The sequence below is a fragment of the Ciceribacter ferrooxidans genome (genome assembly GCF_004137355.1).
Lineage (GTDB): Bacteria > Pseudomonadota > Alphaproteobacteria > Rhizobiales > Rhizobiaceae > Allorhizobium > Allorhizobium ferrooxidans.
Genome location: NZ_SDVB01000102.1, coordinates 1 through 21,965, shown reverse-complemented (window position 1 = coordinate 21,965; position 21,965 = coordinate 1). Strand labels below are relative to the sequence as shown.

The following is a 21,965-nucleotide window of genomic DNA, read 5'->3' as shown; positions in this document are numbered from 1 at the left end:
CGGCAACCGTCTTTTGAACCCATTGCCCGCGCGCTAGACTGCTCTCCCGCGCATCCGACCGGAGGAATGAAATGACCCGCACCATCGTCGCGTCCGCCACCCGCGAAATCGTCATCGGCTTCGACCAGCCGTTCTGCGTCATCGGCGAACGCATCAACCCCACCGGCCGCAAGAAGCTCGCCGCCGAGATGATGGAAGGCAACTTCGAAACCGTCATCAAGGACGCGCTGGAACAGGTCGCCGCCGGCGCCACCATGCTCGACGTCAATGCCGGCGTCACCTCGGTCAACCCGAACGAGACGGAGCCGGGCCTCCTCGTCAAGACCATGGAGATTGTCCAGGGCCTCGTCGACGTGCCGCTCTCGATCGACAGCTCCGTTTCCGCCGCGATCGAGGCCGCGCTGAAGGTCGCCAAGGGCCGTCCGCTGGTCAATTCCGTCACCGGCGAGGAGGAGAAGCTCGAGGCCATCCTGCCGCTCTGCGCCAAGTACAACGTGCCGGTCGTCGCGATCTCCAACGACGAGACCGGCATTTCGCAGGATCCGGACGTCCGCTTCGCCGTCGCTAAGAAGATCGTCGAGCGCGCCGCCGACTACGGCATCAAGCCGCACGACATCGTCGTCGACCCGCTGGTCATGCCGATCGGTGCCGTCGGCTCGGCCGGCCTGCAGGTCTTCGCCCTCGTCCGGCGCCTGCGCGAAGAGCTCAAGGTCAACACCACCTGCGGCCTCTCCAACATCTCCTTCGGCCTGCCGCACCGCCACGGCATCAATGCCGGCTTCATCCCGATGGTCATCGGCGCCGGCATGACGTCGGCGATCATGAACCCCTGCCGCCCGCAGGAAATGGAGGCCGTGCGCGCCGCCAACGTGCTGAACGGCACCGACGAGAACTGCTACAACTGGATCAAGACCTACCGCGACTACAAGCCGGCCGAAGGTGGCGCCGCCGCCGCCCCGGCCCCGGCTGCTGCAAGCGCCGGCGGCGGACGCCGCGGCGGTCGTGCCGCCCGCGTCGGCGCAGGTGCCGCGACGGAGTGATCCGGGACGCCTGACGGTCTCTTCTCCCCGACGGGGAGAAGAGGGAGATCACCGGGGCAAGCCCCTTGACGGAACGGTTCGCCGCGGCAACATGCGGCGAACCGTTTTTCCATCAGGCCTTTTCATGCTCGACACCATTGCCCGCTTCTCGCGCAGATCCCGCGTCCTCGCCCACGGCGACTACCAGGACGCCAAGCACCTCGCCGACTATGTGGCGCTGATCTCGCGGGTGATCTTCATCTCCGCGCTTTCGGCGATCATCCTGCGCCACGCCAGCGACGCCACCGCCCGTGCCTTCCTCTACTATCCGCTCGCCCTCGGCATGGCGCTCCTCGTGCTGCACCTGATGAAGCACATCTACTGGATGACCTACGACTACGTAAGCTCCTGGTTCGGCTCGCCGGAGAGCGATATACGCGAGGTGCTCGTCTTCGTCGTCGCGATCATCGCCACCATGGTCGTCATTCTCGGCATTACCGGCCTCTACCTCGACATCCTGACGAGCACGATCAACATCGGCGCCTGGATCACGTCCGACGAGCCCTGAGGCTCGCATCCCAACGGCCACCCTTGCTTCTCCGCGCGCGGGCGGGCAAAAGTCCGGCGGACGCATGTGCATGTCGGAAATTGACGGACGTCAGCCGCCGGACCCGTGCAGTCTATCGAAGATGGCCGGCGCATGCCGGCAATGACGTTCGCACGGGAAAGACGAGTTCGACATGAGCGAAGGCCAGTCCAGGGACCCCCTCATCCTCTTCATGCCGTCGGGCAAGCGCGGCCGCTTCCCCGTCGGCACGCCGGTGCTGGAGGCCGCCCGCTCGCTCGGCGTCTATGTCGAGAGCGTCTGCGGCGGCCGCGCCACCTGCGGCCGCTGCCAGGTCGAGGTCCAGGAAGGCAATTTCGCCAAGCACGGCATCGTCTCCTCCAACGACCATATCTCGCCCGTCGGCCCGAAGGAGAAGCGCTACGCTGAAGTGCGCACGCTCCCCGAAGGCCGCCGTCTCTCCTGCTCGGCGACGATCGAGGGCGACCTCGTCATCGACGTGCCGCAGGATGCCGTCGTCAATGCCCAGGTGGTGCGCAAGGCGGCGAGCGACCGCGTCATCGAGCGCAATCCGGCCGTCCACCTCTGCTATGTCGAGGTCGACGAACCTGACATGCACAAGCCGCTCGGTGATCTCGACCGTATGAAGGTCATGCTGGAGAAAGACTGGGGTTACACTGACTTGCAGGTGGAACCTCATCTTCTTTCCGAGGCCCAGAAGGTCCTGCGCAAGGGCAACTGGACCGTCACCGCGGCGATCCACCGCGACAGCCCGACCTCGCGCCCGACGATCGTCGCCCTCTGGCCCGGCCTGCACAACGAGGCCTACGGCCTTGCCTGCGACATCGGCTCGACCACCATCGCCATGCATCTCGTCTCGCTGCTGTCGGGCCGCGTCGTCGCCTCCTCCGGCGCCTCCAACCCGCAGATCCGCTTCGGCGAGGACCTGATGAGCCGGGTCTCCTACGTGATGATGAACCCGGACGGCCGCGAAGCGATGACGAAGGCCGTGCGCGAAGCGGTATCGGAACTCGTCGACAAGGTCTGCGCGGAGGGCGGCGTCTCGCGCTCGGACATCCTCGATTCGGTCTTTGTCGCCAATCCGATCATGCACCACCTCTTCCTCGGCATCGACCCGACCGAACTCGGCCAGGCGCCGTTCGCGCTCGCCGTGTCGGGTGCCGTCGCGTGCGAGGCGAAGGACATCGGGCTTGCGCTGAACCCCGGCGCCCGGACCTATCTTCTCCCCTGCATCGCCGGCCATGTCGGGGCGGACGCCGCCGGCGCCACGCTGTCGGAAGGCCCGCACCGCCAGGACCGCATGATGCTGCTCGTCGACGTCGGCACCAATGCCGAGATCGTGCTCGGTAACCGCGCGCGAACGGTCGCCGCCTCCTCGCCCACCGGCCCGGCCTTCGAAGGGGCGGAAATCTCCTGCGGCCAGCGCGCCGCCCCCGGCGCGATCGAGCGCGTGCGCATCGACGCGCACACGCTCGAACCCCGCTTCAAGGTCATCGGCGTCGAGCAGTGGTCGGACGAGGAGGGCTTTGCCGAAGCCGCGGAAAAGACCGGCATCACCGGCATCTGCGGCTCGGCGATCATCGAGGTCGTCGCCGAAATGTATCTCTCCGGCGTCATCTCCGCCGACGGCGTCGTCGACGGTTCGCTTGCCGCGAGAAGCCCGCGCATCCTCGAAAACGGCCGCACCTTCTCCTACCTGCTGCACGAAGGTGCGCAGAAGATCACCGTCACGCAGAACGATGTCCGCGCCATCCAGCTCGCCAAGGCGGCGCTTTACGCCGGCATCAAGCTGCTCATGGAGAAACAAGGCGTCGAAACCGTCGACACCATCCGCTTTGCCGGCGCCTTCGGCTCGTTCATCGATCCCAAATACGCGATGGTGCTGGGCCTCATCCCCGACTGCGACCTCGCGGAAGTCAAGGCGGTCGGCAATGCCGCCGGTACCGGCGCACTGATGGCGCTCCTCAACCGCGACCACCGCCGCGAGATCGAGGAAACGGTCAGGCGCATCGAAAAGATCGAAACCGCGCTCGAACCCCACTTCCAGCAGCTCTTTATCGACGCCATGGCGCTGCCGAACAAGGTCGATCCCTTCCCGAAACTCGCCGCCGCCGTCACGCTCCCCGAACGCAAGCTGCTCGCCGAGGGTGATGCCGAAGGCGGCGGGCGCAGGAGGCGGCGGTCGAGGGAGTGAGGGCTGAGGAAGGCTATTGGAACTTTCGGCGCATGAATGCCTTCACGTCATCAGGCGTGAGCTTAAACCACTCGCCATTCGCCCGTTGGTCTGCGAAGCGTCGGTGCCAGTAGGCTTCAATACCTGGTGGGTCGTCTGTGACTATAGAGTGAAGGAGGGTTGCGGCGTCAGGCAACGCTATCCGTATTTCCTTTACCCGCCTCTCCAGCGCATCGCTTCGGCCGATCTTGTAAAACTCGCCCGACTTTATGAGGTAAACGTGGCCGTCAATCAGTTTGGCACTTTTGGGCGGAGCTGACGCGGTCTGCGTGATCGCTGGCAACATAGCTCTTACGTCGCTATATTGCGGGTCATCGCCAATATACTTCATCAAGGCTGTAATGAGTGCTGCCCGGCCTCCCATGTTGCCGAGAATGGTCTTTGGAGATGGTATCGTCGGATCAGAAACCCTAAGCATGGATATTTCAGCATTGGTAGGGAAACGCCCGTAACGCCTACAGGCCGTAATCACCCCCGAGAGAATCACATTTGCATCCGATTTGCCGGTCCATGAATTTGGCTCATATCCAGCCTCGGTGAGCGCATCGCCCCAACGGGCCCAATATTTCCCCCGCCACTTCGATTCCGTGATGCCCGTAGCGCTCACGAATGCTTGGCTGCCCGGCGGTTGACCTTGATTTTGCGCAGCCAATCTCCGGATTTCGTTGAGTATGTGTTCGCGCATTGGGTTTCCAGACTATGGGGACATTGCGAAGGCGGGGACTGATACTCTGCCATCATGGCTCGCCGTGCAAGAGTCGCTGCTATGGTCGTCACGATCAAGCTTTCTGGAACTTATAAAATGGACGCTCTCTGCGGAACAGAATTTGGCTGCAGAAGATATCACTTCGTCAATTCGTTCTGCGATGCCCCGACCCACCGCGCGGCGGCGGCGGCGAGCACCTCTGCGGGAAAGCCGGAGAAGCCGACGACGAGGCCCTGCCGGCCCGCGCCGCCGTGATACATCGGCGAGAGTGCGCGCAGTTCGAACCCGTGCGCGGCGGCGAGGAGCACATGTTCGGCATCGCTGCGGCCGGGCGGCGCCTCCACCACCATGTGCAGGCCCTGCTCCGGCGTCGCGACCGCCATTCCGGCATCCGTCAGCACGCCGGTCAGCGCATCCCGCGCCGCCCGCACCCGCCGGCGCGCCCGCTTCACATGCGCGGCGAAATGGCCCTCGCGCAGGAACTCGGCCAGCGCGCTTTCGAAGAGCGTCGAGGGAAATCGGTCGGTCAGCCTCCGCACGTCGAGGATACGACCGACGAGCGGCCGCGGCACCACCATGTAGCCGATCCGGAAGCCCGGCATCAGCGTCTTCGAGAAGGTTCCGACATAGATCACCCGCCCCTCGCCGTCGATGCCCTGCAGCGAGGTGAGCGGCGGCCCGGAAAAGCGGAACTCGCTGTCGTAGTCGTCCTCGATGATGAAGGCGTCGTTGCGCCGCGCCCAGTCGATCAGCCTGAGCCGCCGCGGCATGGTGAGCGTCACACCGAGCGGATACTGGTGCGACGGCGTCACATAGGCCGCACGCGCCTGCGGCTGCAGCGCCTCGCCGGCCGTGACATCCATGCCCTCGGCATCGACCGGCACGGCCGTCAGGGCGAGACCGGCGGCCGCAAGCGCCGCCTTCGCCGTCGGATAGCACGGGTCCTCCACCCAGACCGGATCGCCCGGCCGCAGCAACGAGCGGATCACGAGGTCGATCGCCTGCTGCGTTCCGGACGTCATGATCACCTGGTCGGCCTCGCAGTGCACGCCGCGCGCCGCGCGCAGATAGGCGGCAATCTCGCCCCTCAGGTCCTCGCCGCCCGCCGGGTCGCCGTAATGATAGTGCCGGGCGGAAGGCTGCGTCAGGTGCCGGTTGAGGAGCGTGCGGAAGGTGCGGATCGTCGTCTCGTCCGCCGTCGAGCAGCCGAGTGCGCCGGGAAGCGGCCCTTGCGGTTCCGGCGGACGTGTCCGCGCGCGGACCGGCCGGCCGCCGGTGTTCGGCACGGCGCGGGCCACATAGGTTCCCGCACCCACGCGCGCCTCGGCAAATCCGTCGGCGATCAGCATCTCGTAGGCCGCCACCGCCGCACCGCGCGACAGCGAAAACCGCGCCGCGAGATCCCGCGTCGTCGGCAGCTTGGCGCCGGGCGGCAGCCCGCCCTCCTCGATCAGCCGGCGGATCTCGGCATAAAGCGCCTGCGGTCGCGCACCCTTCTCCGGCAGCACCGGCATGAGGATCGACCAGTCCGGCGGATTGGTTCGCAAATTATCCATGTAAGTGGACCTGTTTCAGACCAATGTCGTTCCGTTACCTGTGATCCGAAACCATCGAGGACGCAAGCGAGAATACGAAATGAACGACCAGCCACGACAAACCGCCTTTCCCGTCAGCCCGAAGAACCGCATCAGGCGCCTGCACGAGCGGGGCAGCTACGACCGCACGGTGATCTATCCGATCCTCGACGCCGCCTTCCTCTGCCACGTCGCCTACGTGATCGACGGCCAGCCGTTCTGCACGCCGACCATCCACTGGCGCGAGGGCGACCGGCTCTACTGGCACGGTTCCTCGGCGAGCCGCATGCTGCGGCAGTTGAAGACCGGCACGCCCGTCTGCCTCACCGTCAGCCATCTCGACGGCCTGGTGCTCGCACGCTCCGGCTTCAACCATTCCGCCAACTACCGCTCCGCCATGTGCTTCGGCACGGCGCACATCGTGGAGGAACCGCAAGAGAAGGCGCGTGCGCTGAAGGCGATCGTCGACCGCTTCTATCCCGGGCGTACCGCCGAGCTACGGCCCGACGAGGCGCAGGAGCTGAAGGCGACCATGGTCATCGGCATGGAGATCGAGGAAGCCTCGGCGAAGGCGCGCGCCAAGGGTGTGGGCGACGACGAGGCGGATTACGGCCTCGCCGCCTGGGCGGGCGTCATTCCGGTGACGACGGTGATCGGCGCGCCGGAAATCTCGGCCGACGTTCCGCCGGGCGTCGCCTTTCCCGCGCACCTCGCGCATTTCCGCGAGGGCCGCAAGCTCGATGACGTCCTTCTGGAAAGCCAGTCGCTCTATGAGCGCATGGCCGAAGACTGAAAGGTCAGGCGGCCATCCCGATCATCTCGGAATAGGCGTAGCGGATGCTGTCGGCCACCGCGTCGATCGTCTCCGACGTTTCCTGTCCCTTCAGCAGACGCACCTCGAAGCTGCCGAGATCGGGAAGCCCGTGCTTGGAGCCGAGCGCCACCATGTCGGCGGTCAGGTAGCTGCGCGGCAGCGGCGCGACGGCGAGGTCGGCGATCACCGCGGCGCGCTGCGCCATGCTGTGGGCGGAGAGATAGGCGATACGGTAGGGGCGCTTGTCGCGGTCGAGCCGCGACAGCGCGTCCGCCCGCCAGCAGCAGCCGTCCTCCCAGATTGACACCGGCAGCGGATCGCGCAGATGCGCCGTGCCGCACTTGGCGGCGGCCCAGACCAGCTGTTCCTTGTGCACCACCTCGCCCTCGATCGAGACCGTGCCGGGCGCCGTGTTGACGAGCGTCAGGTCGAGCCGCTGTTCGGCGAGCCGACGGCGCAGCGCCCCGCTGCTGTCGACGGTCAGGTCGACCATGATCAGCGGATAGACCTCGGCGAAGCGCTTGAGGATCGTCGGCATGAACCGCTCGCCGATGTCGTCCGGCGCGCCGAGGCGCACCACGCCCTTCATCTCGGGCATGCGGAAGCGGCCGACCGCCTCGTTCGAGAGCGCCAGCATCCGCCGCGCATAGGGCAGCAGCGTCTCGCCGCTCTCCGTCAGCGTCACCGAACGCGCGTCGCGCAGGAAGAGCGTCGTGTCGAGCTGTTCCTCGAGCTTCTTGATCTGCATGGAAACCGCAGACGGCGTCCGGAAGACGGCATCCGCCGCGGTGGTGAAGCTGCCGGTCTCGGCGATGGCGACGAAGGTCCGCAGCACGTCGTTGTCGAGCAGCGGCAGGGGTTGGCGCATTGTCAGAGTCATCTTCGGCTCCGTCGGTTATCTCAATCAATTAATTTGAACGTAATCACCATATCATTTCGTTTGATTGAATGTCAATCGCGGTTCATCCTTCTCTCATACAGTCATCGCTGAAGGAGGAAGTCATGCGGTTCACATCGCTCTCGCAGAAAATCCCGGATCTCGGCGTCACCCGCGCGCTGAGGAAGATGGCCGCCCGCAATGCGCGCCGGCGCAGCATCCGCCAGATGGAGTCCCTGCCCCGCTCCCTGCAGAAGGATGTCGGCTGGCCGGACATCGCTCGCCGGGCGGAGGCCGACGACCAGCAATTACATCAATGGATGTGATTCCTGACATCAGAAACATTCGTTTGATTGATGAATGAACGAAGCGCATACCGGTAACGTCTGCAGCGCAGGCGTTGCAGAAACGAGGAGATCACCATGATACTGGCAAGCTTCGGTACCACCTTCACCGGCAGCCGGACATTCCGGCGGCCTCTCCCCCTGGCCGCACTGGCGGCTCCTTTCGCCTCCGCCGCGACGCAGCTGCGCCGCTGGCAGAACCGCCGCCGCACGGAACGCGCGCTGGAGGGCATGCCGCTCGACCTGCGCAAGGACATCGGCTGGCCTTCCGCCGCCCCGCCGGAGCGCCGTGCACGGTCGACGCGCTCACGCGCCTGAATGCGACATGGCGGCGGTTCTCCCGCCGCCGCCTCTCGCCTCCATCCGCCCCGGCGCATCCCGGAGATGTGTGTGCAATGCCCTGCAATTACCGGGATATCCGCCCGCCGCCGGGTTTGCCGGCGGAACGGGACTGAGGACGACCATCCCAAATCAGGAAATGTCGCTATTTTACACCTCCCGGAGCACCGATGTCGCTTTTCTTTATGCCCATGTCGCGTTAAGGATATCGAGGTGACCGTTTCCCAGCGAGGAATATGGTATCGCCGCCTGATCCGGATTGCCGCCATGAGCAAAAGCCCACTCAAGAAACGTTCTCTCGTCTTCTTCCTCGTGCCGCAGTTCACGCTGCTGCCGTTCGCCGGCGCCGTCGAGACGCTGCGCATCGCCAACCGCATGCTCGGCTATGACGCCTACGAATGGCGCATCGCCTCGGCCGACGGCCAGCGGGTGCTCTCCTCGAGCGGCATCGGCATCGAGGTCAACACCGCGCTCGCCGACGAGCGCCGCTTCCTCTCCGGCGAGAACCGGCCGAGCATGGTGCTCGTCTGTTCCGGCATCGACGTCGAGACCTTCTCCAACAAGTCGGTCAATGCCTGGCTGCGCGAGGCCTACAACCGCGGCGCCGCCGTCGGCAGCCTCTGTACCGGCGCCCATGTCCTGGCCCAAGCCGGCCTCCTCAACGGCAAGCGCTGCGCCATCCACTGGGAAAACCTGCCCGGCTTCTCCGAGAGTTTCCCGCAGGCCGAGGTCTATGCCGATCTCTACGAGGTCGACGGCAATCTCTACACCTGCGCCGGCGGCACCGCCTCGCTCGACATGATGCTGAACCTCATCGGCCAGGATTTCGGCGAAGGCCTCGTCAACCGCGTCTGCGAGCAGCACCTGACCGACCGCGTGCGCAGCGCCAACGACCGCCAGCGCCTGCCGCTCAGGGCCCGCCTCGGCGTGCAGAACGGCAAGGTTCTCTCGATCATCGAACTCATGGAAAGCAATCTCTCCGAGCCGCTGTCGCTTCTCGAGATCGCCGACCATGCCGGCCTGTCGCGCCGCCAGATCGAGCGCCTCTTCCGCCAGGAAATGGGCCGTTCGCCGGCCCGCTACTATCTCGAGATCCGCCTCGACCGCGCCCGCCATCTCTTGGTGCAGTCGTCGATGCCGGTCGTCGAGGTGGCGGTTGCCTGCGGCTTCGTTTCCGCCTCGCACTTCTCCAAGTGCTATCGCGAGGTCTACAACCGCTCGCCGCAGCAGGAGCGGGCGGAGCGCAAGCTGATGTCGGCGCGTGCCGCGGCGACCACGACGACGGCGGTGGCGGCGTAAGCCGCCTCAGCCGTAGAGGCTCCAGAAGAAGCGCGCCGACACGACGACGAGGAAGGCGGAAAAGCCGAATTCCAGCTGCCGCCTGCTCATCGCGTGCGCCAGCCGCGCGCCCATCGGCGTCACCACCATCGCGACCGGAATGATCAGCGCAAACGCGATCCAGTTGACGAAACCGGTGGAGAGCGGCGGTAGCCCCTTTTCGCCCCAGCCGGCCGCCACGTAGCCGATCAGCGCCGGGATCGAGATCAGCACCCCGACGCCGGACGACGTCGCCACCGCCTGGTGGATAGGCCGCCGGTAGAGCGTCATGAAGGTGTTGTTGAGCACCCCGCCGCCGATCCCCATCAGTCCAGAGATCACGCCGAAGACCGCACCGACGGCAAAGCGCGCCGGCTCGCCGGGCAGGTCGTCGCCGAGATGCAGGCGATTGCTGAGAAAGATCATGCGGGCGGCGAGCATGAGCGCGATCAACGCGAAGATCAGCCGCAACATTTCGCTCGATGCATGCGAGGCGACGGCGGTCGCGAGCACCGCGCCGAGCGGCACGGCCAGGATCCAGCCCTTCAGCAGATCCATGTCGACCGCGCCGCGTCTGCGATGCGCTGTGAAGGAGCGGATCGAGGTCGGCACGATGATCGCCGTCGAGGTCCCGACCGCCAGGTGCATGATGACAGCCGGATCGATGCCCACATAGCCGAAGACCTGGTAGAAGACCGGCACCAGCACGGCGCCGCCGCCGATGCCGAGCAGGCCGGCCAGCAGTCCGGCGAGCGCGCCGGCGAAGACCAGCAGCACGGCGAAGAAGACGAGATCGGGCAAGGTCGACATGAACTTTCCTTCGGCGCCCGGCCGGCCGCGCGGGAGACGAGGCAGCGCCGGCACCGCCCGCGCGCCCTCTCCCGGCCGTCACGGGTCAGGTATCGGATTTCGGCCCGCGGGCACGGCCGGAGCCGTTCCGCCGCGTGCGAGCCATCAAGCTCATGGGATTAATCCATCTGCGCGCCGCCGCAAGGCCACGCGGGGCGCTGGCGGTACGCCTGCCGCCTGATCGACTACAACTCGCCGTCCGCCGGCGACGCTCCGGGCTGCACGACGACGGGATTGTCGGTGCCGATCCCGTCGACCACCGGCTGCTCGGTATTGCTTTCGACGATCGTCATCGGCCCGGTCGGCACCGGCTCGGCCGCCTCTTCCGCCGCAACCGTCTCGCTACCCGCCACGCCGAGCCCGGCGTCGATATTGATCCCCTCCTCGGGAACAGCATAGGCACCGCCGGAGCTTGCCGCCGCCGTCTGTTCGGCACCCGGATCGGCCATGGCGAGGCTGTCGTCCCCGCCCGCGGCATTCATCGTTCCCTCGCCGGCATCGTCGAGCGGCGCGCTCGCGACCGGCATGGTCGCCGCCTGGCCGCTGGTGGTCCCTGCGAGATTGGGTGTGTCGAGATAGTCGATCGCCTGCGCGCCGCCGTTGCCGGCCGGTGCCGCGGAATAGGCGCTCTCCTCCGCGTCCTCGCGGTCGACGCGGCCAACCCTGCCGATCAGCCGGCGCCCGGAAATCTCCGCCCCGACCGGGCCTTCGAGCATGGCCGAATCGGATGTGTCGCCGATCTCCGCCGGCGGGATCAGTTCGTCCGACATGCAGCCGGCCAGCGCCGTTCCGGACGCCAGCACCAGCATCGAACGCTGCAGAAAGGAAACGAACGCCATACCAGGAACCACTCTGCCGCCGCCGGCCATCCGGCAAGTTCGCCTGAAAGCTTACGGCCAAGCCGTAAACGTTTCGTTGTCCCTGCCGTGCGGGGCGCGCGGGCCGCATGTGTCGCATGCTTGCACCGGGGACAAGCCTCCCCTTCGCACGTCGCAATTGCGGAGAGGAACGATTTTGCCTAATCAGGTCGGGCATTGTCCTGCGGTTCGGTGGCGGCGCGCTGCCGAAACGGAAGTCCGGCCCGTGCTCGCGCGGCCCCGCCGATCTCCGGCCTGCGGGCATATGCCACGAAACGAAGGAACCGACGTCATGACCGACACCGCCAGGCCCTGTGGCGAACTCACGCTCCGCACGCTTGCCATGCCCGGCGACGCCAACGCCGCCGGCGACATATTCGGCGGCTGGGTCATGGCGCAGATGGACCTTGCCTGTGGCATCCGCGCCGCCGAACGCGCCCGCGGCCGCGTCGTCACCGCTGCGGTGAAGGAAATGGCCTTCGACATGCCGGTCAAGATCGGCGACACGCTCTGCGTCTATACCGACATCGCAAGGGTCGGCCGTACCTCGATCACTCTCTCCGTCGAGGTCTGGGCGCAGCGCTACCTCACCCACACGATGGAAAAGGTCACCGCCGCCACCTTCGTCATGGTGGCGCTCGACGCCGCAGGCAAGCCGACCCCGGTCCCGGCGGCCTGATCGGCTACCGCTCTCCCTCGAAGGGCGCGCCGACGCGCCTCTCCCTCTGTGGGAAAGGTTACAAAATCACGATCTTGGTGAAGCCAAGTCGTCGATTTTGCTAGTGAAGGAGTCGGTATCGAGCCGTCCAACTCTCCCGCCGTCACTCCGGCCCTGAGCCGGAGTCTAGCCGGCGAGCGTCCGCGAGCCGAAAGGACTCTCTTCGCCACCGACGACGCTCTCCCGCGACCGGCAACGCGGCGTGGATCCTCGGGTCAAGCCCGAGGATGACGACCTTTCCTGTGTCGCAAGGGGTGCCTTACCGTGAGGTCTGAGCAAGCCCCGGCATCGGACTTGAGCACTGCATCAGCCTCCCCGATCGCGTCACGGTGCTACAAGGCTTCTTTGGGCACCACGGTCACCCCACACTCCCGTCATCCTCGGGCTTGACCCGAGGATCCACGGGCGCGCGCCGTATCCCTCACCTACGCCCGGAAGATCAGCGAGGCGCCGAGCGCGATCAGCGCGAAGCCGGCGGCGTGCCCCCAGGTCAGCGATTCCTTCAGCCAGAAAACCGAGAAGCCGGAGAAGACCAGCAGCGTGATCACCTCCTGCATGGTCTTCAGCTGGGCGGCGGAATAGACCTGCGCGCCGATACGGTTCGCCGGCACCGCCAGGCAATATTCGAAGAAGGCGATCCCCCAGCTGACGAGGATCGCGGCGAAGATCGCGCTGTGGCGGAATTTCAGATGGCCGTACCAGGCGAACGTCATGAACACGTTGGAGAGCGAGAGCAGCACGATCGGCCAGATCGCCGCCGGATTTAGAAGTGTGGGCATGGAACACCGGAATGTCTGAGTGGGAACCAGGGCCGGTCGACCGCTGCCGCGAATCACCGGAACGGCGATCAAACTCGCCGAAGGTGGCCAAAATACCAAGCGCTTTCCGCACCGGGCGCCTGTCCCTTTTCCCGGCGTCGTCGAAAGGCGGTCCGCACGCGCAGCACGCGATCCCCTTGATCGCGTTTGTAGCGGGGAACGCCATGAGACCGGGCGAAGGACCGGCCGTGAGCCAAGGACGGATGAGGGGGGATATCATTGCACTGAAAGCAATCTATGATTGAATACTGCCTCAACGCGCAGATGGAGTGCTCAAGGTGCCGCATTTCGACGTCCCCTCCTCCAACCGGCGAAATGCCCGGCGGATGCGGCGGCAGATGACGGACGCGGAACTGCGTTTCTGGAACGCCGTCAGGGCACATCGGCTGGACGGGCTCGGCTTCCGGCGGCAGTTGCCGATCTCCGGCTATATCGCCGATTTCGCCTGTCCAGCCCTCCGCCTCGTCATCGAGATCGACGGTGCCGGGCACACCGAGGACCGGATGATCCGCAAGGATGCCGAACGCGATCGTCGGCTGCGTGAGCTCGACTGGAGCGTGCTGCGGCTCTCCAACGAGGATGTCGAGCGTCGTCTCGACGAGGTTTGCACCCACATCCTGCGGATCGCCGCAGGCCGTCGAAACACGTCACTTCACGACACACCCCCCTCTGTCACTTCGTGACATCTCCTCCTCAAGGGGGGAGATCGGTCCTTTGCCGCCGGCCACCCTTCTCTTCCACCCCGGTCGGGCCTGATCCAGGGATTCGGGCGGCAAGCCGAAAGCACCCATCTCCAACCGACGCATCCTTGAATTGGCCGTCACCTGGTGTTTATTTTCGGCTCTTGCCCGAGGATGGGCATAGCGCTGGAAGGGGACGCCCCGATCTCCCCCCTTGAGGGGGAGATGTCGCGAAGCGACAGAGGGGGGTGCGCGACGGAAACCGTACCGCCTGCCTCCTGGAGATCAATGTCGCACCCTGCGTCAATCCGCCACCACCGTTAAGCGAATTTTATTACACACGCCCCATGCTGACATCGAAAACGTTGTCCCGGACAAGACACGAAGAAACAGACGGGCGGGGGGAAGAGTGGATACGCGCATCGGTTCCCGTAAGGGACAGCATCAGGGCGAACTGGTTCGTTTCCAGGCCGACCTGATCATGTCTAGCCACACCTCGACCCTGCTCTTCAACGGCTTCATCACCCTTTCGACCGCCGGCATCACGGTCATCAATCACGGAGCGTCGCTCGGCGTCACCGTCTGGGCCGCCATCGTCCTGCTGACGCTCGCCTTCCGCTACGTCGCAGCCGCGGGCTGCGTCCGCAGCGGCATGATCGCGCACCGGCCGGGGGATGCTCTCACGCTGCTGTCCTTCGGCGCCCTCGTCTCCGGCCTCGCCTGGAGCGCCCTGCCGTTCTCGGTCGATGGCTTCGAAGGCTCCGGCCGCGACGCCGCCCTATTCCTCATCATGGTCGGCACGGCCTCCGGCGCGATCGTCAAGGGCATCGGCTACAGCCAGCTCGCCATGGCCTTCGCGACGCCGCTCATGCTGTCCATTCTGATCTCGCTGATGCTGGTCGGTGACTCGGCCTCCCTTCTGCTTGCGGTGAACGCCGCCGCCCTGACCACGGTCCTCTACCGGCACAGCCTTTCGGCCGAGCAGGTGTTTGCCAGCAACGAGCTCGCCAAGCTTCAGGCCGCCGATCTCGCCCTTTCGCTTTCCGACGCCCATGACGACATCCTGCGCAAGAACGGACGCCTCGAAGTGCTCGCCAATTGCGATCCCGTCACCGGGCTTGCGAACCGCACCCATTTCAACAGCCGTCTCGGTGGCGACGTCGCGCGCGCGGTCGCCGTCGACGAACCGGTCGCCCTGCTGCTCCTCGATCTCGACCGTTTCAAGTCGATCAACGATTCCTTCGGTCACAGCGCCGGCGACGCCGTGCTGATGGAAGTCGGCCGGCGACTGCGCCGCGTGGTCGGCGAGGACGGTCTCGTCGCCCGGCTCGGCGGCGACGAATTCGGCATCATTCTCACCGGCAGCGACGCGCGTCCGCGTGCGCTTGCCTATGCCACCGACCTGCAGAACGCCAGCCAGGAGCCGGTGCCCGTCGGCGGAACGACCGCCGTGATCTGCATCAGCGTCGGCCTCGCCTGCTTCCCGGCCCAGGCGTCGAGCGCGGAGGAACTGATGGCCTTCGCCGACATGGCGCTCTACGAGGCCAAGGACCACGGCCGCCGCCGCATCCGCGAATTCGACCCGGCGCTGAAGGCGCGCATCGAACGCCAGCATGCGGTCGAGCAGGACCTCGCCGAGGCGATCCGCGACGGCTCGGTCGAGGCGTGGTTCCAGCCGCAGGTGCGGCTCGACACCAGCGCGGTGACCGGCTTCGAGGCGCTGCTGCGCTGGACCCATCCGCGTCTCGGCCCAATCTCGCCGCCCGAGGTCGTCCAGGCCGCCCATTCGCAGCATCTCGCGGAAGCCCTGACCGAGCATGTCGCGACCGCCGCCTGCGACCTGCTGACCCGCCTGCCGGCACTCGGCCTGCCGGAGGCGACCGTTGCCCTCAACATCTCGCCGCGGGAATTCTCGCTCTACTGCGTCGCCGACATGCTCGGCCGCGTCGCCGGGCCCCGCGGCATCAATCCCGCCCTGCTCGAGATCGAGATCACCGAAGAGGCGACGCTCGACACCGATGGCGCCGGCGAACAGCTGAAGCGGCTGGAGAATGCCGGCTACAAGCTCGCCGTCGACGATTTCGGCATGGGCCATTCCTCCCTCGCCTACCTGATCGACCTCAAGGTCGACCGGCTGAAGATCGACCGCAGCTTCGTCAAGGGCGTCGCCGGCTCGCGCACCAACCAGAGCCTCATCGCCGCCCTCGTCGGTCTCGGCCACGCGCTGGCACTCGACATCGTCGTCGAGGGCGTCGAGACGGCCGAGGATGCCGAGGTGCTGGCGCTGCTCGGCTGCCGCGTCGCCCAGGGCTACCATTTCGCCCGGCCGATGCCGCTCGCAGCTCTCTTCGGCTGGCTCGGTGCGGATCGTCCCGCCACCTCGGAAGAAGGCCGCGCGGTCGCCTGACCCGTTCGCCGGCGAACGGTGATGCCCGTCCTGACAGTTCCTGTCAGCAGCCTGCGCCGCGTTTCCCTTTTGTACTCATTTTTTCGCCGCCGCCCCTTTCCATCCGCCGACCATTTCTCCATATTCGGCGCATGGCCAAGACACCGAAGAATCCCGCCGCCCGCCCGGGCGAAGCCCGGCAAGGGCAAGTGCCCGCCGCGGATAGTTCCGCGCCCCGCAGGTCGGCCAGCCCGAAGGGCGATGCGGCCGTGAATGCAAGGAATGGATTTGAAGAGGCGCCGCAGGCTGCGTTCGAGGGCGCGCCGCTCAGCGGCTCCGTCGCCGACTGGGTGAAACAGCTCGAGGCGGAGGCGGAAGCCTCCTCCGTCGAGAGCCAGCGCGACATCGCCTCGAAGGCCGGCAAGCACCGCAAGAAAGTCGAGAACGAGGCGCGGAAACACACCGAAAAGGTTACCGCCTCCAAAACCTCCCGCGGCGTGTCGATCGGCGGCTCCTCCGACCCGAAGACCCGTGCCGCCGCCGGCCTCAACCCGGTCGCCGGCCTCGACGTGTCGCTGGAGGAGGCGGGCGCGCTCGCCAAGGGCGGCGTCACCGCCACCGTCGACGCCCTGTCGAAGCTGATCGAGAGCGGCAATCCGCTGTTCAAGAACGGCGAGATCTGGGTGCCGCACCGCCCCGCCCGGCCGGAAAAATCCGAAGGCGGCATCGCCATCCGCATGCAGTCCGACTACCAGCCCGCCGGCGACCAGCCGACCGCCATCAAGGACCTCGTCGAGGGGCTGAATTCCGGCGACCGCACCCAGGTGCTGCTCGGCGTCACCGGCTCGGGCAAGACGTTTACCATGGCCAAGGTGATCGAGGCGACCCAGCGCCCGGCGGTCATCCTCGCGCCCAACAAGACGCTCGCCGCCCAGCTCTATTCGGAGTTCAAGAACTTCTTCCCCGACAACGCGGTCGAATACTTCGTCTCCTATTACGACTACTACCAGCCGGAGGCCTACGTCCCGCGCTCCGATACCTATATCGAGAAGGAATCCTCGATCAACGAACAGATCGACCGGATGCGCCACGCCGCCACCCGCGCCATCCTCGAGCGCGACGACTGCATCATCGTCGCCTCGGTCTCCTGCATCTACGGTATCGGCTCGGTCGAGACCTATACGGCGATGACCTTCCAGATGTCGGTCGGCGACCGCCTCGACCAGCGCCAGCTCTTGGCCGACCTCGTCGCCCAGCAGTACAAGCGCCAGGACATCAACTTCACCCGCGGTTCCTTCCGCGTCCGCGGCGACACCATCGAGATCTTCCCCGCCCACCTGGAGGATGCCGCCTGGCGCATCACCATGTGGGGCGACGAGATCGAGGCGATCACCGAGTTCGACCCGCTGACCGGCCAGAAGACCGGCGACATGCAGACGGTGAAGATCTACGCCAACTCCCACTACGTCACGCCGCGGCCGACGCTGAATGCCGCCATCAAGGCGATCAAGGACGAGCTGAAGCACCGCCTCGCCGAGCTCGAGGCCGCCGGCCGCCTGCTCGAAGCCCAGCGCCTCGAACAGCGCACCCGCTACGACGTCGAGATGCTGGAGGCCACCGGCTCCTGCGCCGGCATCGAGAACTATTCGCGCTACCTGACCGGCCGCAAGCCCGGCGAGCCGCCGCCGACCCTCTTCGAATACATCCCCGACGACGCGCTGATCTTCATCGACGAGTCCCACGTCACCATCCCGCAGATCGGCGGCATGTATCGCGGCGACTTCCGCCGCAAGGCGACGCTCGCCGAATACGGTTTCCGCCTGCCGTCGTGCATGGACAACCGCCCGCTCCGCTTCGAGGAGTGGGACGCCATGCGCCCGCAGACGGTCGCCGTCTCCGCCACCCCCGGCGGCTGGGAGATGGACCAGTCCGGCGGCGTCTTCGCCGAACAGGTGATCCGTCCGACCGGCCTCATCGACCCGCCGGTCGAGGTCCGCGCGGCCAAGACCCAGGTCGACGACGTGCTCGGCGAGATCCGCGACACGGCGCTCAAGGGCTACCGCACGCTGGTCACCGTGCTCACCAAGCGCATGGCCGAGGACTTGACCGAATACCTGCACGAGCAGGGCGTGCGCGTCCGCTACATGCATTCCGACATCGACACGCTGGAGCGCATCGAGATCATCCGCGATCTCCGCCTCGGCGCCTTCGACGTGCTGGTCGGCATCAACCTTTTGCGCGAGGGCCTCGACATCCCCGAATGCGGCTTCGTCGCCATCCTCGACGCCGACAAGGAAGGCTTCCTGCGCTCGGAAACCTCGCTCATCCAGACCATCGGCCGCGCCGCGCGCAATGTCGACGGCAAGGTCATCCTCTATGCCGACAACATCACCGGCTCCATGCAGCGGGCGATGGACGAGACGGCCCGCCGCCGCGAGAAGCAGATGGCCTACAACATCGAGCACGGCATCACGCCGGAATCGGTCAAGGCCCGCATCTCCGACATCCTCGATTCCGTCTACGAGCGCGACCATGTCCGCGCCGACATTTCCGGCGTCGGCGGCAAGGGTTTCGCCGACGGCGGCCACCTCGTCGGCGCCAACCTCCAGGCCCACCTCAACGCGCTCGAAAAGCAGATGCGCGACGCCGCCGCCGACCTCGACTTCGAGACCGCCGCCCGCCTCCGCGACGAAATCAAGCGCCTCAAGGCCGTCGAACTCGCCGCCATGGACGACCCGATGGCACGGCAGGAGGCACGGACGCAGGAAACGTCGAAGGGCGGCAGCATACCCCTTCTCCCCGCTGGCGGGGAGAAGGTGCCCGACAGGGCGGATGAGGGGCAGCCCCGCATCTCCCTCTCCTCGCGCTCGAAGACCGGCCGTGCCCGCGGCGCCGGCCGCGAGTCGATCTCCCCCCCTGAGGGGGAGATGTCCCGGCAGGGACAGAGGGGGGTATCCCCCGATGAAGCGTCCGCCGATCACCCCCCTCTGTCGGCTACGCCGACATCTCCCCCTCAAGGGGGGAGATCGGCGGAGCAGGCGTCCTACTTCGCCAAGCCGTCGCTCGACGACATGGGCCCGGGCACCGACATGCCTACACCGGCCGGCCGCTCGCTCTTCCGCAAGAACACCCTCGACGAAATGACCGTCGGCCGCACCGAAAAGCCGGTGACCGGCAAGGTCCCCGAGAAGCCGGCCGTGCCCCCTTCTCCCCTGCGGGGAGAAGGTGCCCGAAGGGCGGATGAGGGGGACTCCCTCCCCCCTGTGGGGAGGGTTGGGGAGGGGTCTGATGACCCTCGCCCCATCATCCGCGCCCGCCCCGGCGCCGGCTCCCACGAGGACCCGGCGGACCAGAAGAAGAAGGCCCGCACCAAGGGCAAGACGGGACGGCCGGGTCGGTGAGGCATACGCGACGCCCTCCTCTCCCCTTGAGGGCTCCGAAGCGGTGGCCGAAGGCCAGAAATCGATAAAATCGATTTCAGCGCACGGAGGCCCGAGCGCGACGCCGCGCGAGGGCGATGGAGCCCAAGAGGCGAAGCCGATTGGCGTGGCGAACTTGGTGAGGGGGTCTTTCTGCCGAACCAGCAATACCCCCTCACCAACAAAATCTGACACTTAGCCTTCGGCTAAGCTGTTGATTTTGTAACCTTTCCCTCAAGGGGAGAGGAACGGCCGCCGCGGCGCCACGGGTCCCTTCTCCCCATCCCTATGGGGAGAAGGTGCCGGCAGGCGGATGAGGGGCAAACACTCGCGGCTGATGGCAATGGATGCGTAGTTCTATCTTCGCAATGCGAAAATGGCCAAGAGTAATTCTTGTAAGGAAATGGAGTATTGATTCACTTCAAAGCTGTTGAAAGCCGTGCCACGAAATCACATAACGACCTTGCGTGATCGGCTCCTTCGACGATATATCAACAAGGGAATTTTACCTGGGGTTATCTATGAACACTATCGTCGAAACTGACATTGAGACTGAAGAAGTTCCCGAGGATGAAGAAGAAGATGCGTATGTACAATATGACATCGCAACCTATCCCTCAGATCTAACGGTTCTCGTGCTAAAGAGCATGTGGGACGGCGGACAGATAATAATTCCCGAATTCCAGAGAAACTACGTCTGGACAATTAAGCAAGCGTCCCTACTGATCGAATCATTCCTAGTCGGCCTACCCGTGCCGCAGGCATTTTTTTACATTGATAAAGAAAACAGAAATCTTGTCATTGACGGTCAGCAGAGAATAACTACGTTGGCTTTCTATCTAAACGGCTACTTTGGAAGCGAGGATTTTCAAGGAAAAAAACAAGTCTTCAGACTCACGGGATTAAGTAAGAAGAGTCCATTTCAAGGGAAGAGGTTTACAGATCTTGACGAGAAAGATCAACGAAAGCTGACGAACTCTGTTTTGAGAGTTGTCAACATTCGGCAAATGGCACCACGCGACGATGACACCGCATCATTCCATATCTTTGAAAGACTAAATACCGGAGGGACTCCTCTCAAGCCTCAGGAAATTCGAAACTGCGTGTTTCATGGACAGATAGTGACTGATCTCTCTGTGCTGAATCGGGATAAGAACTGGAGAAAGATTGTTGGCCGCGATGCGGTCGATAAGCACAAACGGGATGAGGAAATAGTCCTTCGGATATTTTCGCTCTTTGAGAGGGCGGAAAAGTACGAAAAGCCCATGAAAGAGTTTCTAAACATATCGATGAAAGAGAATAGACAAGCGAATACGCTTAAATTTATGCAATTCAAGGACAGATTTCCTATCGTCTGCAAAAAGTTCATCGACAATTTTGGCGAGAAACCATTCCATCTAAGAGGCCCAATGAACCTAGCAGCCGCCGACTGCATAATGGCCGAGTGTATAAAGAACTACGACAAGAAGTTCGATGTCGCGAAAAAGAATTTCGAATCACTGATGGATGATCCAAAATTCAGAGAGGACATTTTTTTCAACACAAGCGACGCCTCGGTTGTGAAGAGACGAATTGATCGGGTTAAGACCTTGTTTAAGGAGTGATCCGATGTACCTGGACGTCCTGCAAACTGCCGATCAGTATATGCAACTAATCGCGGAGAGTGCTACAGCGAAGCCAGACCAGGAAGAGCGAAACAAATACGTTGGATTCGTTGCAGTTACAGCCGTCACGTTTTTTGAGGAGGCCGTCAAAGAAATAATAAAAGAATTTGCCAATAAAAAGCATCCAATCCTTGGAAACTACGTTGCGGTTCAGTACCATAAGCTGAATGGACGGATTACTATCAAAGATATAAAAACTGAACACATACCAAAGTTCGGCGATAAGTACAAAAAGCGCTTCGAGTCTATCTTGTCAAAAGTTGAGGAAGCCAAGTTAAGAGCTGGCCTAGGCTCTGTGATGTCCAGTTACGGGAATATCGTCACGTGGAGACATAGTTTTGTGCACGGCGGATCTGTCCCGTCTAATGCAACCTATGAAGAATCCGTTAAGTGTTACCAACTCGGAAAAGATGTTCTCCATTGCCTGAACGATTCTCTTCGCCGTTAGCTGAGCGGACGTCGCTTCCTTGACAAATCGTCCGTACAGAATCCGTTTTCGCCTTCGCGGGGCGGGGCACCGCGTGCTCCCTCTATTCCCCTCGGGGTAAGGGCGGCGGCAGCCGGATGAGGGGGAACATCGCTCACCCTCGCCAGGCAATGTGCGTCGTGCCCCCCCACTGCGGGGTCTCAACAAAAATTCCCCAACAGAATCAGTCCCCGATACCCTTTTTCATTCACCCCCTTCCGACCTGTCGTAGAATCAACCCCGTTCCGCCATCGGATACACCGGACCATGCGAAGTCCGGCGAGGCGGGACCGGCGCCG

Annotated in this window: 19 protein-coding genes; 13 read left to right on the top strand and 6 right to left on the bottom strand. The window is 64.5% G+C overall.

Features of this window, described 5'->3' with window-relative positions; genetic code table 11:
- Nucleotides 1–71: 71 nt before the first annotated feature.
- The 3 genes from EUU22_RS02975 (at nucleotide 72) to EUU22_RS02965 (ending at nucleotide 3,799) form a co-directional block, all read left to right on the top strand.
- Nucleotides 72–1,040, top strand: coding sequence for a methyltetrahydrofolate cobalamin methyltransferase (locus EUU22_RS02975; protein WP_129330624.1), 969 nt, complete (start codon nucleotides 72–74; stop codon nucleotides 1,038–1,040).
- A 124-nt stretch (nucleotides 1,041–1,164) separates the two neighbouring features.
- Nucleotides 1,165–1,587 carry a hypothetical protein gene (locus tag EUU22_RS02970; RefSeq protein ID WP_129330623.1) on the top strand — a complete coding sequence of 141 codons (423 nt, stop codon included), beginning with the start codon at nucleotides 1,165–1,167 and terminating at the stop codon, nucleotides 1,585–1,587.
- 172 nt (nucleotides 1,588–1,759) lie between these two features.
- Complete coding sequence (locus EUU22_RS02965) at nucleotides 1,760–3,799, top strand: ASKHA domain-containing protein (protein ID WP_129330622.1); 2,040 nt, start codon at nucleotides 1,760–1,762, stop codon at nucleotides 3,797–3,799.
- Nucleotides 3,800–3,812: 13 nt separating this feature from the next.
- Here EUU22_RS02965 and EUU22_RS02960 read toward each other — a convergent pair whose 3' ends face one another.
- Together EUU22_RS02960 and pdxR are read right to left on the bottom strand one after the other, a co-directional pair.
- Nucleotides 3,813–4,523 carry a GIY-YIG nuclease family protein gene (locus EUU22_RS02960; RefSeq protein ID WP_129330621.1) on the bottom strand — a complete coding sequence of 237 codons (711 nt, stop codon included), beginning with the start codon at nucleotides 4,521–4,523 and terminating at the stop codon, nucleotides 3,813–3,815.
- Between the two features lie 158 nt (nucleotides 4,524–4,681).
- The gene (pdxR, locus tag EUU22_RS02955; RefSeq protein ID WP_129330620.1) at nucleotides 4,682–6,100 is read right to left on the bottom strand and encodes a MocR-like pyridoxine biosynthesis transcription factor PdxR; all 1,419 of its coding nucleotides are present in this window, start codon (nucleotides 6,098–6,100) and stop codon (nucleotides 4,682–4,684) included.
- Between the two features lie 79 nt (nucleotides 6,101–6,179).
- Between pdxR and EUU22_RS02950 the strand changes: the two genes are divergently transcribed.
- Nucleotides 6,180–6,911: a pyridoxamine 5'-phosphate oxidase family protein gene (locus EUU22_RS02950; protein WP_129330619.1), complete on the top strand. Its 732-nt coding sequence runs from the start codon at nucleotides 6,180–6,182 to the stop codon at nucleotides 6,909–6,911.
- Between the two features lie 4 nt (nucleotides 6,912–6,915).
- Here the strand turns inward: EUU22_RS02950 and EUU22_RS02945 are convergent, their stop codons facing one another.
- Complete coding sequence (locus EUU22_RS02945; RefSeq protein WP_129330618.1) at nucleotides 6,916–7,812, bottom strand: LysR family transcriptional regulator; 897 nt, start codon at nucleotides 7,810–7,812, stop codon at nucleotides 6,916–6,918.
- 122 nt (nucleotides 7,813–7,934) lie between these two features.
- On the opposite strand from EUU22_RS02945, the gene EUU22_RS02940 reads away from it, so the two are divergent.
- The 3 genes from EUU22_RS02940 to EUU22_RS02930 all read left to right on the top strand — a co-directional run bounded on the left by EUU22_RS02940 (nucleotide 7,935) and on the right by EUU22_RS02930 (nucleotide 9,791).
- The gene (locus EUU22_RS02940) at nucleotides 7,935–8,135 is read left to right on the top strand and encodes a hypothetical protein (protein WP_129330617.1); all 201 of its coding nucleotides are present in this window, start codon (nucleotides 7,935–7,937) and stop codon (nucleotides 8,133–8,135) included.
- A gap of 96 nt (nucleotides 8,136–8,231) precedes the next feature.
- Nucleotides 8,232–8,471, top strand: a complete 240-nt coding sequence (locus EUU22_RS02935; protein ID WP_129330616.1) for a hypothetical protein — start codon at nucleotides 8,232–8,234, stop codon at nucleotides 8,469–8,471.
- Between the two features lie 288 nt (nucleotides 8,472–8,759).
- On the top strand, nucleotides 8,760–9,791 hold the full coding sequence (locus tag EUU22_RS02930) for a GlxA family transcriptional regulator (protein ID WP_129330615.1): 1,032 nt from the start codon (nucleotides 8,760–8,762) through the stop codon (nucleotides 9,789–9,791).
- Nucleotides 9,792–9,797: 6 nt separating this feature from the next.
- On the opposite strand, the gene EUU22_RS02925 is transcribed toward EUU22_RS02930, so the two are convergent.
- Together EUU22_RS02925 and EUU22_RS02920 are read right to left on the bottom strand one after the other, a co-directional pair.
- The gene (locus EUU22_RS02925) at nucleotides 9,798–10,619 is read right to left on the bottom strand and encodes a sulfite exporter TauE/SafE family protein (RefSeq protein ID WP_129330614.1); all 822 of its coding nucleotides are present in this window, start codon (nucleotides 10,617–10,619) and stop codon (nucleotides 9,798–9,800) included.
- A 224-nt stretch (nucleotides 10,620–10,843) separates the two neighbouring features.
- The gene (locus EUU22_RS02920; protein ID WP_129330613.1) at nucleotides 10,844–11,497 is read right to left on the bottom strand and encodes a hypothetical protein; all 654 of its coding nucleotides are present in this window, start codon (nucleotides 11,495–11,497) and stop codon (nucleotides 10,844–10,846) included.
- Between the two features lie 310 nt (nucleotides 11,498–11,807).
- On the opposite strand from EUU22_RS02920, the gene EUU22_RS02915 reads away from it, so the two are divergent.
- Complete coding sequence (locus tag EUU22_RS02915) at nucleotides 11,808–12,194, top strand: acyl-CoA thioesterase (RefSeq protein ID WP_129330612.1); 387 nt, start codon at nucleotides 11,808–11,810, stop codon at nucleotides 12,192–12,194.
- 464 nt (nucleotides 12,195–12,658) lie between these two features.
- Here the strand turns inward: EUU22_RS02915 and EUU22_RS02910 are convergent, their stop codons facing one another.
- Nucleotides 12,659–13,012, bottom strand: a complete 354-nt coding sequence (locus EUU22_RS02910; RefSeq protein ID WP_129330611.1) for a DMT family protein — start codon at nucleotides 13,010–13,012, stop codon at nucleotides 12,659–12,661.
- A 317-nt stretch (nucleotides 13,013–13,329) separates the two neighbouring features.
- Between EUU22_RS02910 and EUU22_RS02905 the strand changes: the two genes are divergently transcribed.
- The 5 genes from EUU22_RS02905 to EUU22_RS02885 all read left to right on the top strand — a co-directional run bounded on the left by EUU22_RS02905 (nucleotide 13,330) and on the right by EUU22_RS02885 (nucleotide 21,648).
- Entirely contained in the window at nucleotides 13,330–13,734 is a 405-nt protein-coding gene (locus tag EUU22_RS02905) for an endonuclease domain-containing protein (RefSeq protein ID WP_129330610.1), read from the top strand.
- 406 nt (nucleotides 13,735–14,140) lie between these two features.
- A complete protein-coding gene (locus EUU22_RS02900; RefSeq protein ID WP_129330609.1) occupies nucleotides 14,141–16,138 on the top strand; it encodes a putative bifunctional diguanylate cyclase/phosphodiesterase in 1,998 nt (665 codons plus the stop codon).
- Nucleotides 16,139–16,269: 131 nt separating this feature from the next.
- Complete coding sequence (gene uvrB / locus EUU22_RS02895) at nucleotides 16,270–19,518, top strand: excinuclease ABC subunit UvrB (RefSeq protein WP_129330608.1); 3,249 nt, start codon at nucleotides 16,270–16,272, stop codon at nucleotides 19,516–19,518.
- Nucleotides 19,519–20,057: 539 nt separating this feature from the next.
- Nucleotides 20,058–21,140, top strand: coding sequence for a DUF262 domain-containing protein (locus EUU22_RS02890; protein ID WP_129330607.1), 1,083 nt, complete (start codon nucleotides 20,058–20,060; stop codon nucleotides 21,138–21,140).
- 4 nt (nucleotides 21,141–21,144) lie between these two features.
- A complete protein-coding gene (locus EUU22_RS02885; protein WP_129330606.1) occupies nucleotides 21,145–21,648 on the top strand; it encodes a HEPN domain-containing protein in 504 nt (167 codons plus the stop codon).
- The last annotated feature ends 317 nt before the right edge of the window (nucleotides 21,649–21,965 follow it).

Coding starts and splice junctions, on each gene's coding strand:
- EUU22_RS02975 (WP_129330624.1), top strand. CDS start 72: ATGACCCGCACCATCGTCGCGTCCGCCACCCGCGAAATCGTCATCGGC.
- EUU22_RS02970 (WP_129330623.1), top strand. CDS start 1,165: ATGCTCGACACCATTGCCCGCTTCTCGCGCAGATCCCGCGTCCTCGCC.
- EUU22_RS02965 (WP_129330622.1), top strand. CDS start 1,760: ATGAGCGAAGGCCAGTCCAGGGACCCCCTCATCCTCTTCATGCCGTCG.
- EUU22_RS02960 (WP_129330621.1), bottom strand. CDS start 4,523: ATGCGCGAACACATACTCAACGAAATCCGGAGATTGGCTGCGCAAAAT.
- pdxR (WP_129330620.1), bottom strand. CDS start 6,100: ATGGATAATTTGCGAACCAATCCGCCGGACTGGTCGATCCTCATGCCG.
- EUU22_RS02950 (WP_129330619.1), top strand. CDS start 6,180: ATGAACGACCAGCCACGACAAACCGCCTTTCCCGTCAGCCCGAAGAAC.
- EUU22_RS02945 (WP_129330618.1), bottom strand. CDS start 7,812: ATGACTCTGACAATGCGCCAACCCCTGCCGCTGCTCGACAACGACGTG.
- EUU22_RS02940 (WP_129330617.1), top strand. CDS start 7,935: ATGCGGTTCACATCGCTCTCGCAGAAAATCCCGGATCTCGGCGTCACC.
- EUU22_RS02935 (WP_129330616.1), top strand. CDS start 8,232: ATGATACTGGCAAGCTTCGGTACCACCTTCACCGGCAGCCGGACATTC.
- EUU22_RS02930 (WP_129330615.1), top strand. CDS start 8,760: ATGAGCAAAAGCCCACTCAAGAAACGTTCTCTCGTCTTCTTCCTCGTG.
- EUU22_RS02925 (WP_129330614.1), bottom strand. CDS start 10,619: ATGTCGACCTTGCCCGATCTCGTCTTCTTCGCCGTGCTGCTGGTCTTC.
- EUU22_RS02920 (WP_129330613.1), bottom strand. CDS start 11,497: ATGGCGTTCGTTTCCTTTCTGCAGCGTTCGATGCTGGTGCTGGCGTCC.
- EUU22_RS02915 (WP_129330612.1), top strand. CDS start 11,808: ATGACCGACACCGCCAGGCCCTGTGGCGAACTCACGCTCCGCACGCTT.
- EUU22_RS02910 (WP_129330611.1), bottom strand. CDS start 13,012: ATGCCCACACTTCTAAATCCGGCGGCGATCTGGCCGATCGTGCTGCTC.
- uvrB (WP_129330608.1), top strand. CDS start 16,270: ATGGCCAAGACACCGAAGAATCCCGCCGCCCGCCCGGGCGAAGCCCGG.
- EUU22_RS02890 (WP_129330607.1), top strand. CDS start 20,058: ATGAACACTATCGTCGAAACTGACATTGAGACTGAAGAAGTTCCCGAG.
- EUU22_RS02885 (WP_129330606.1), top strand. CDS start 21,145: ATGTACCTGGACGTCCTGCAAACTGCCGATCAGTATATGCAACTAATC.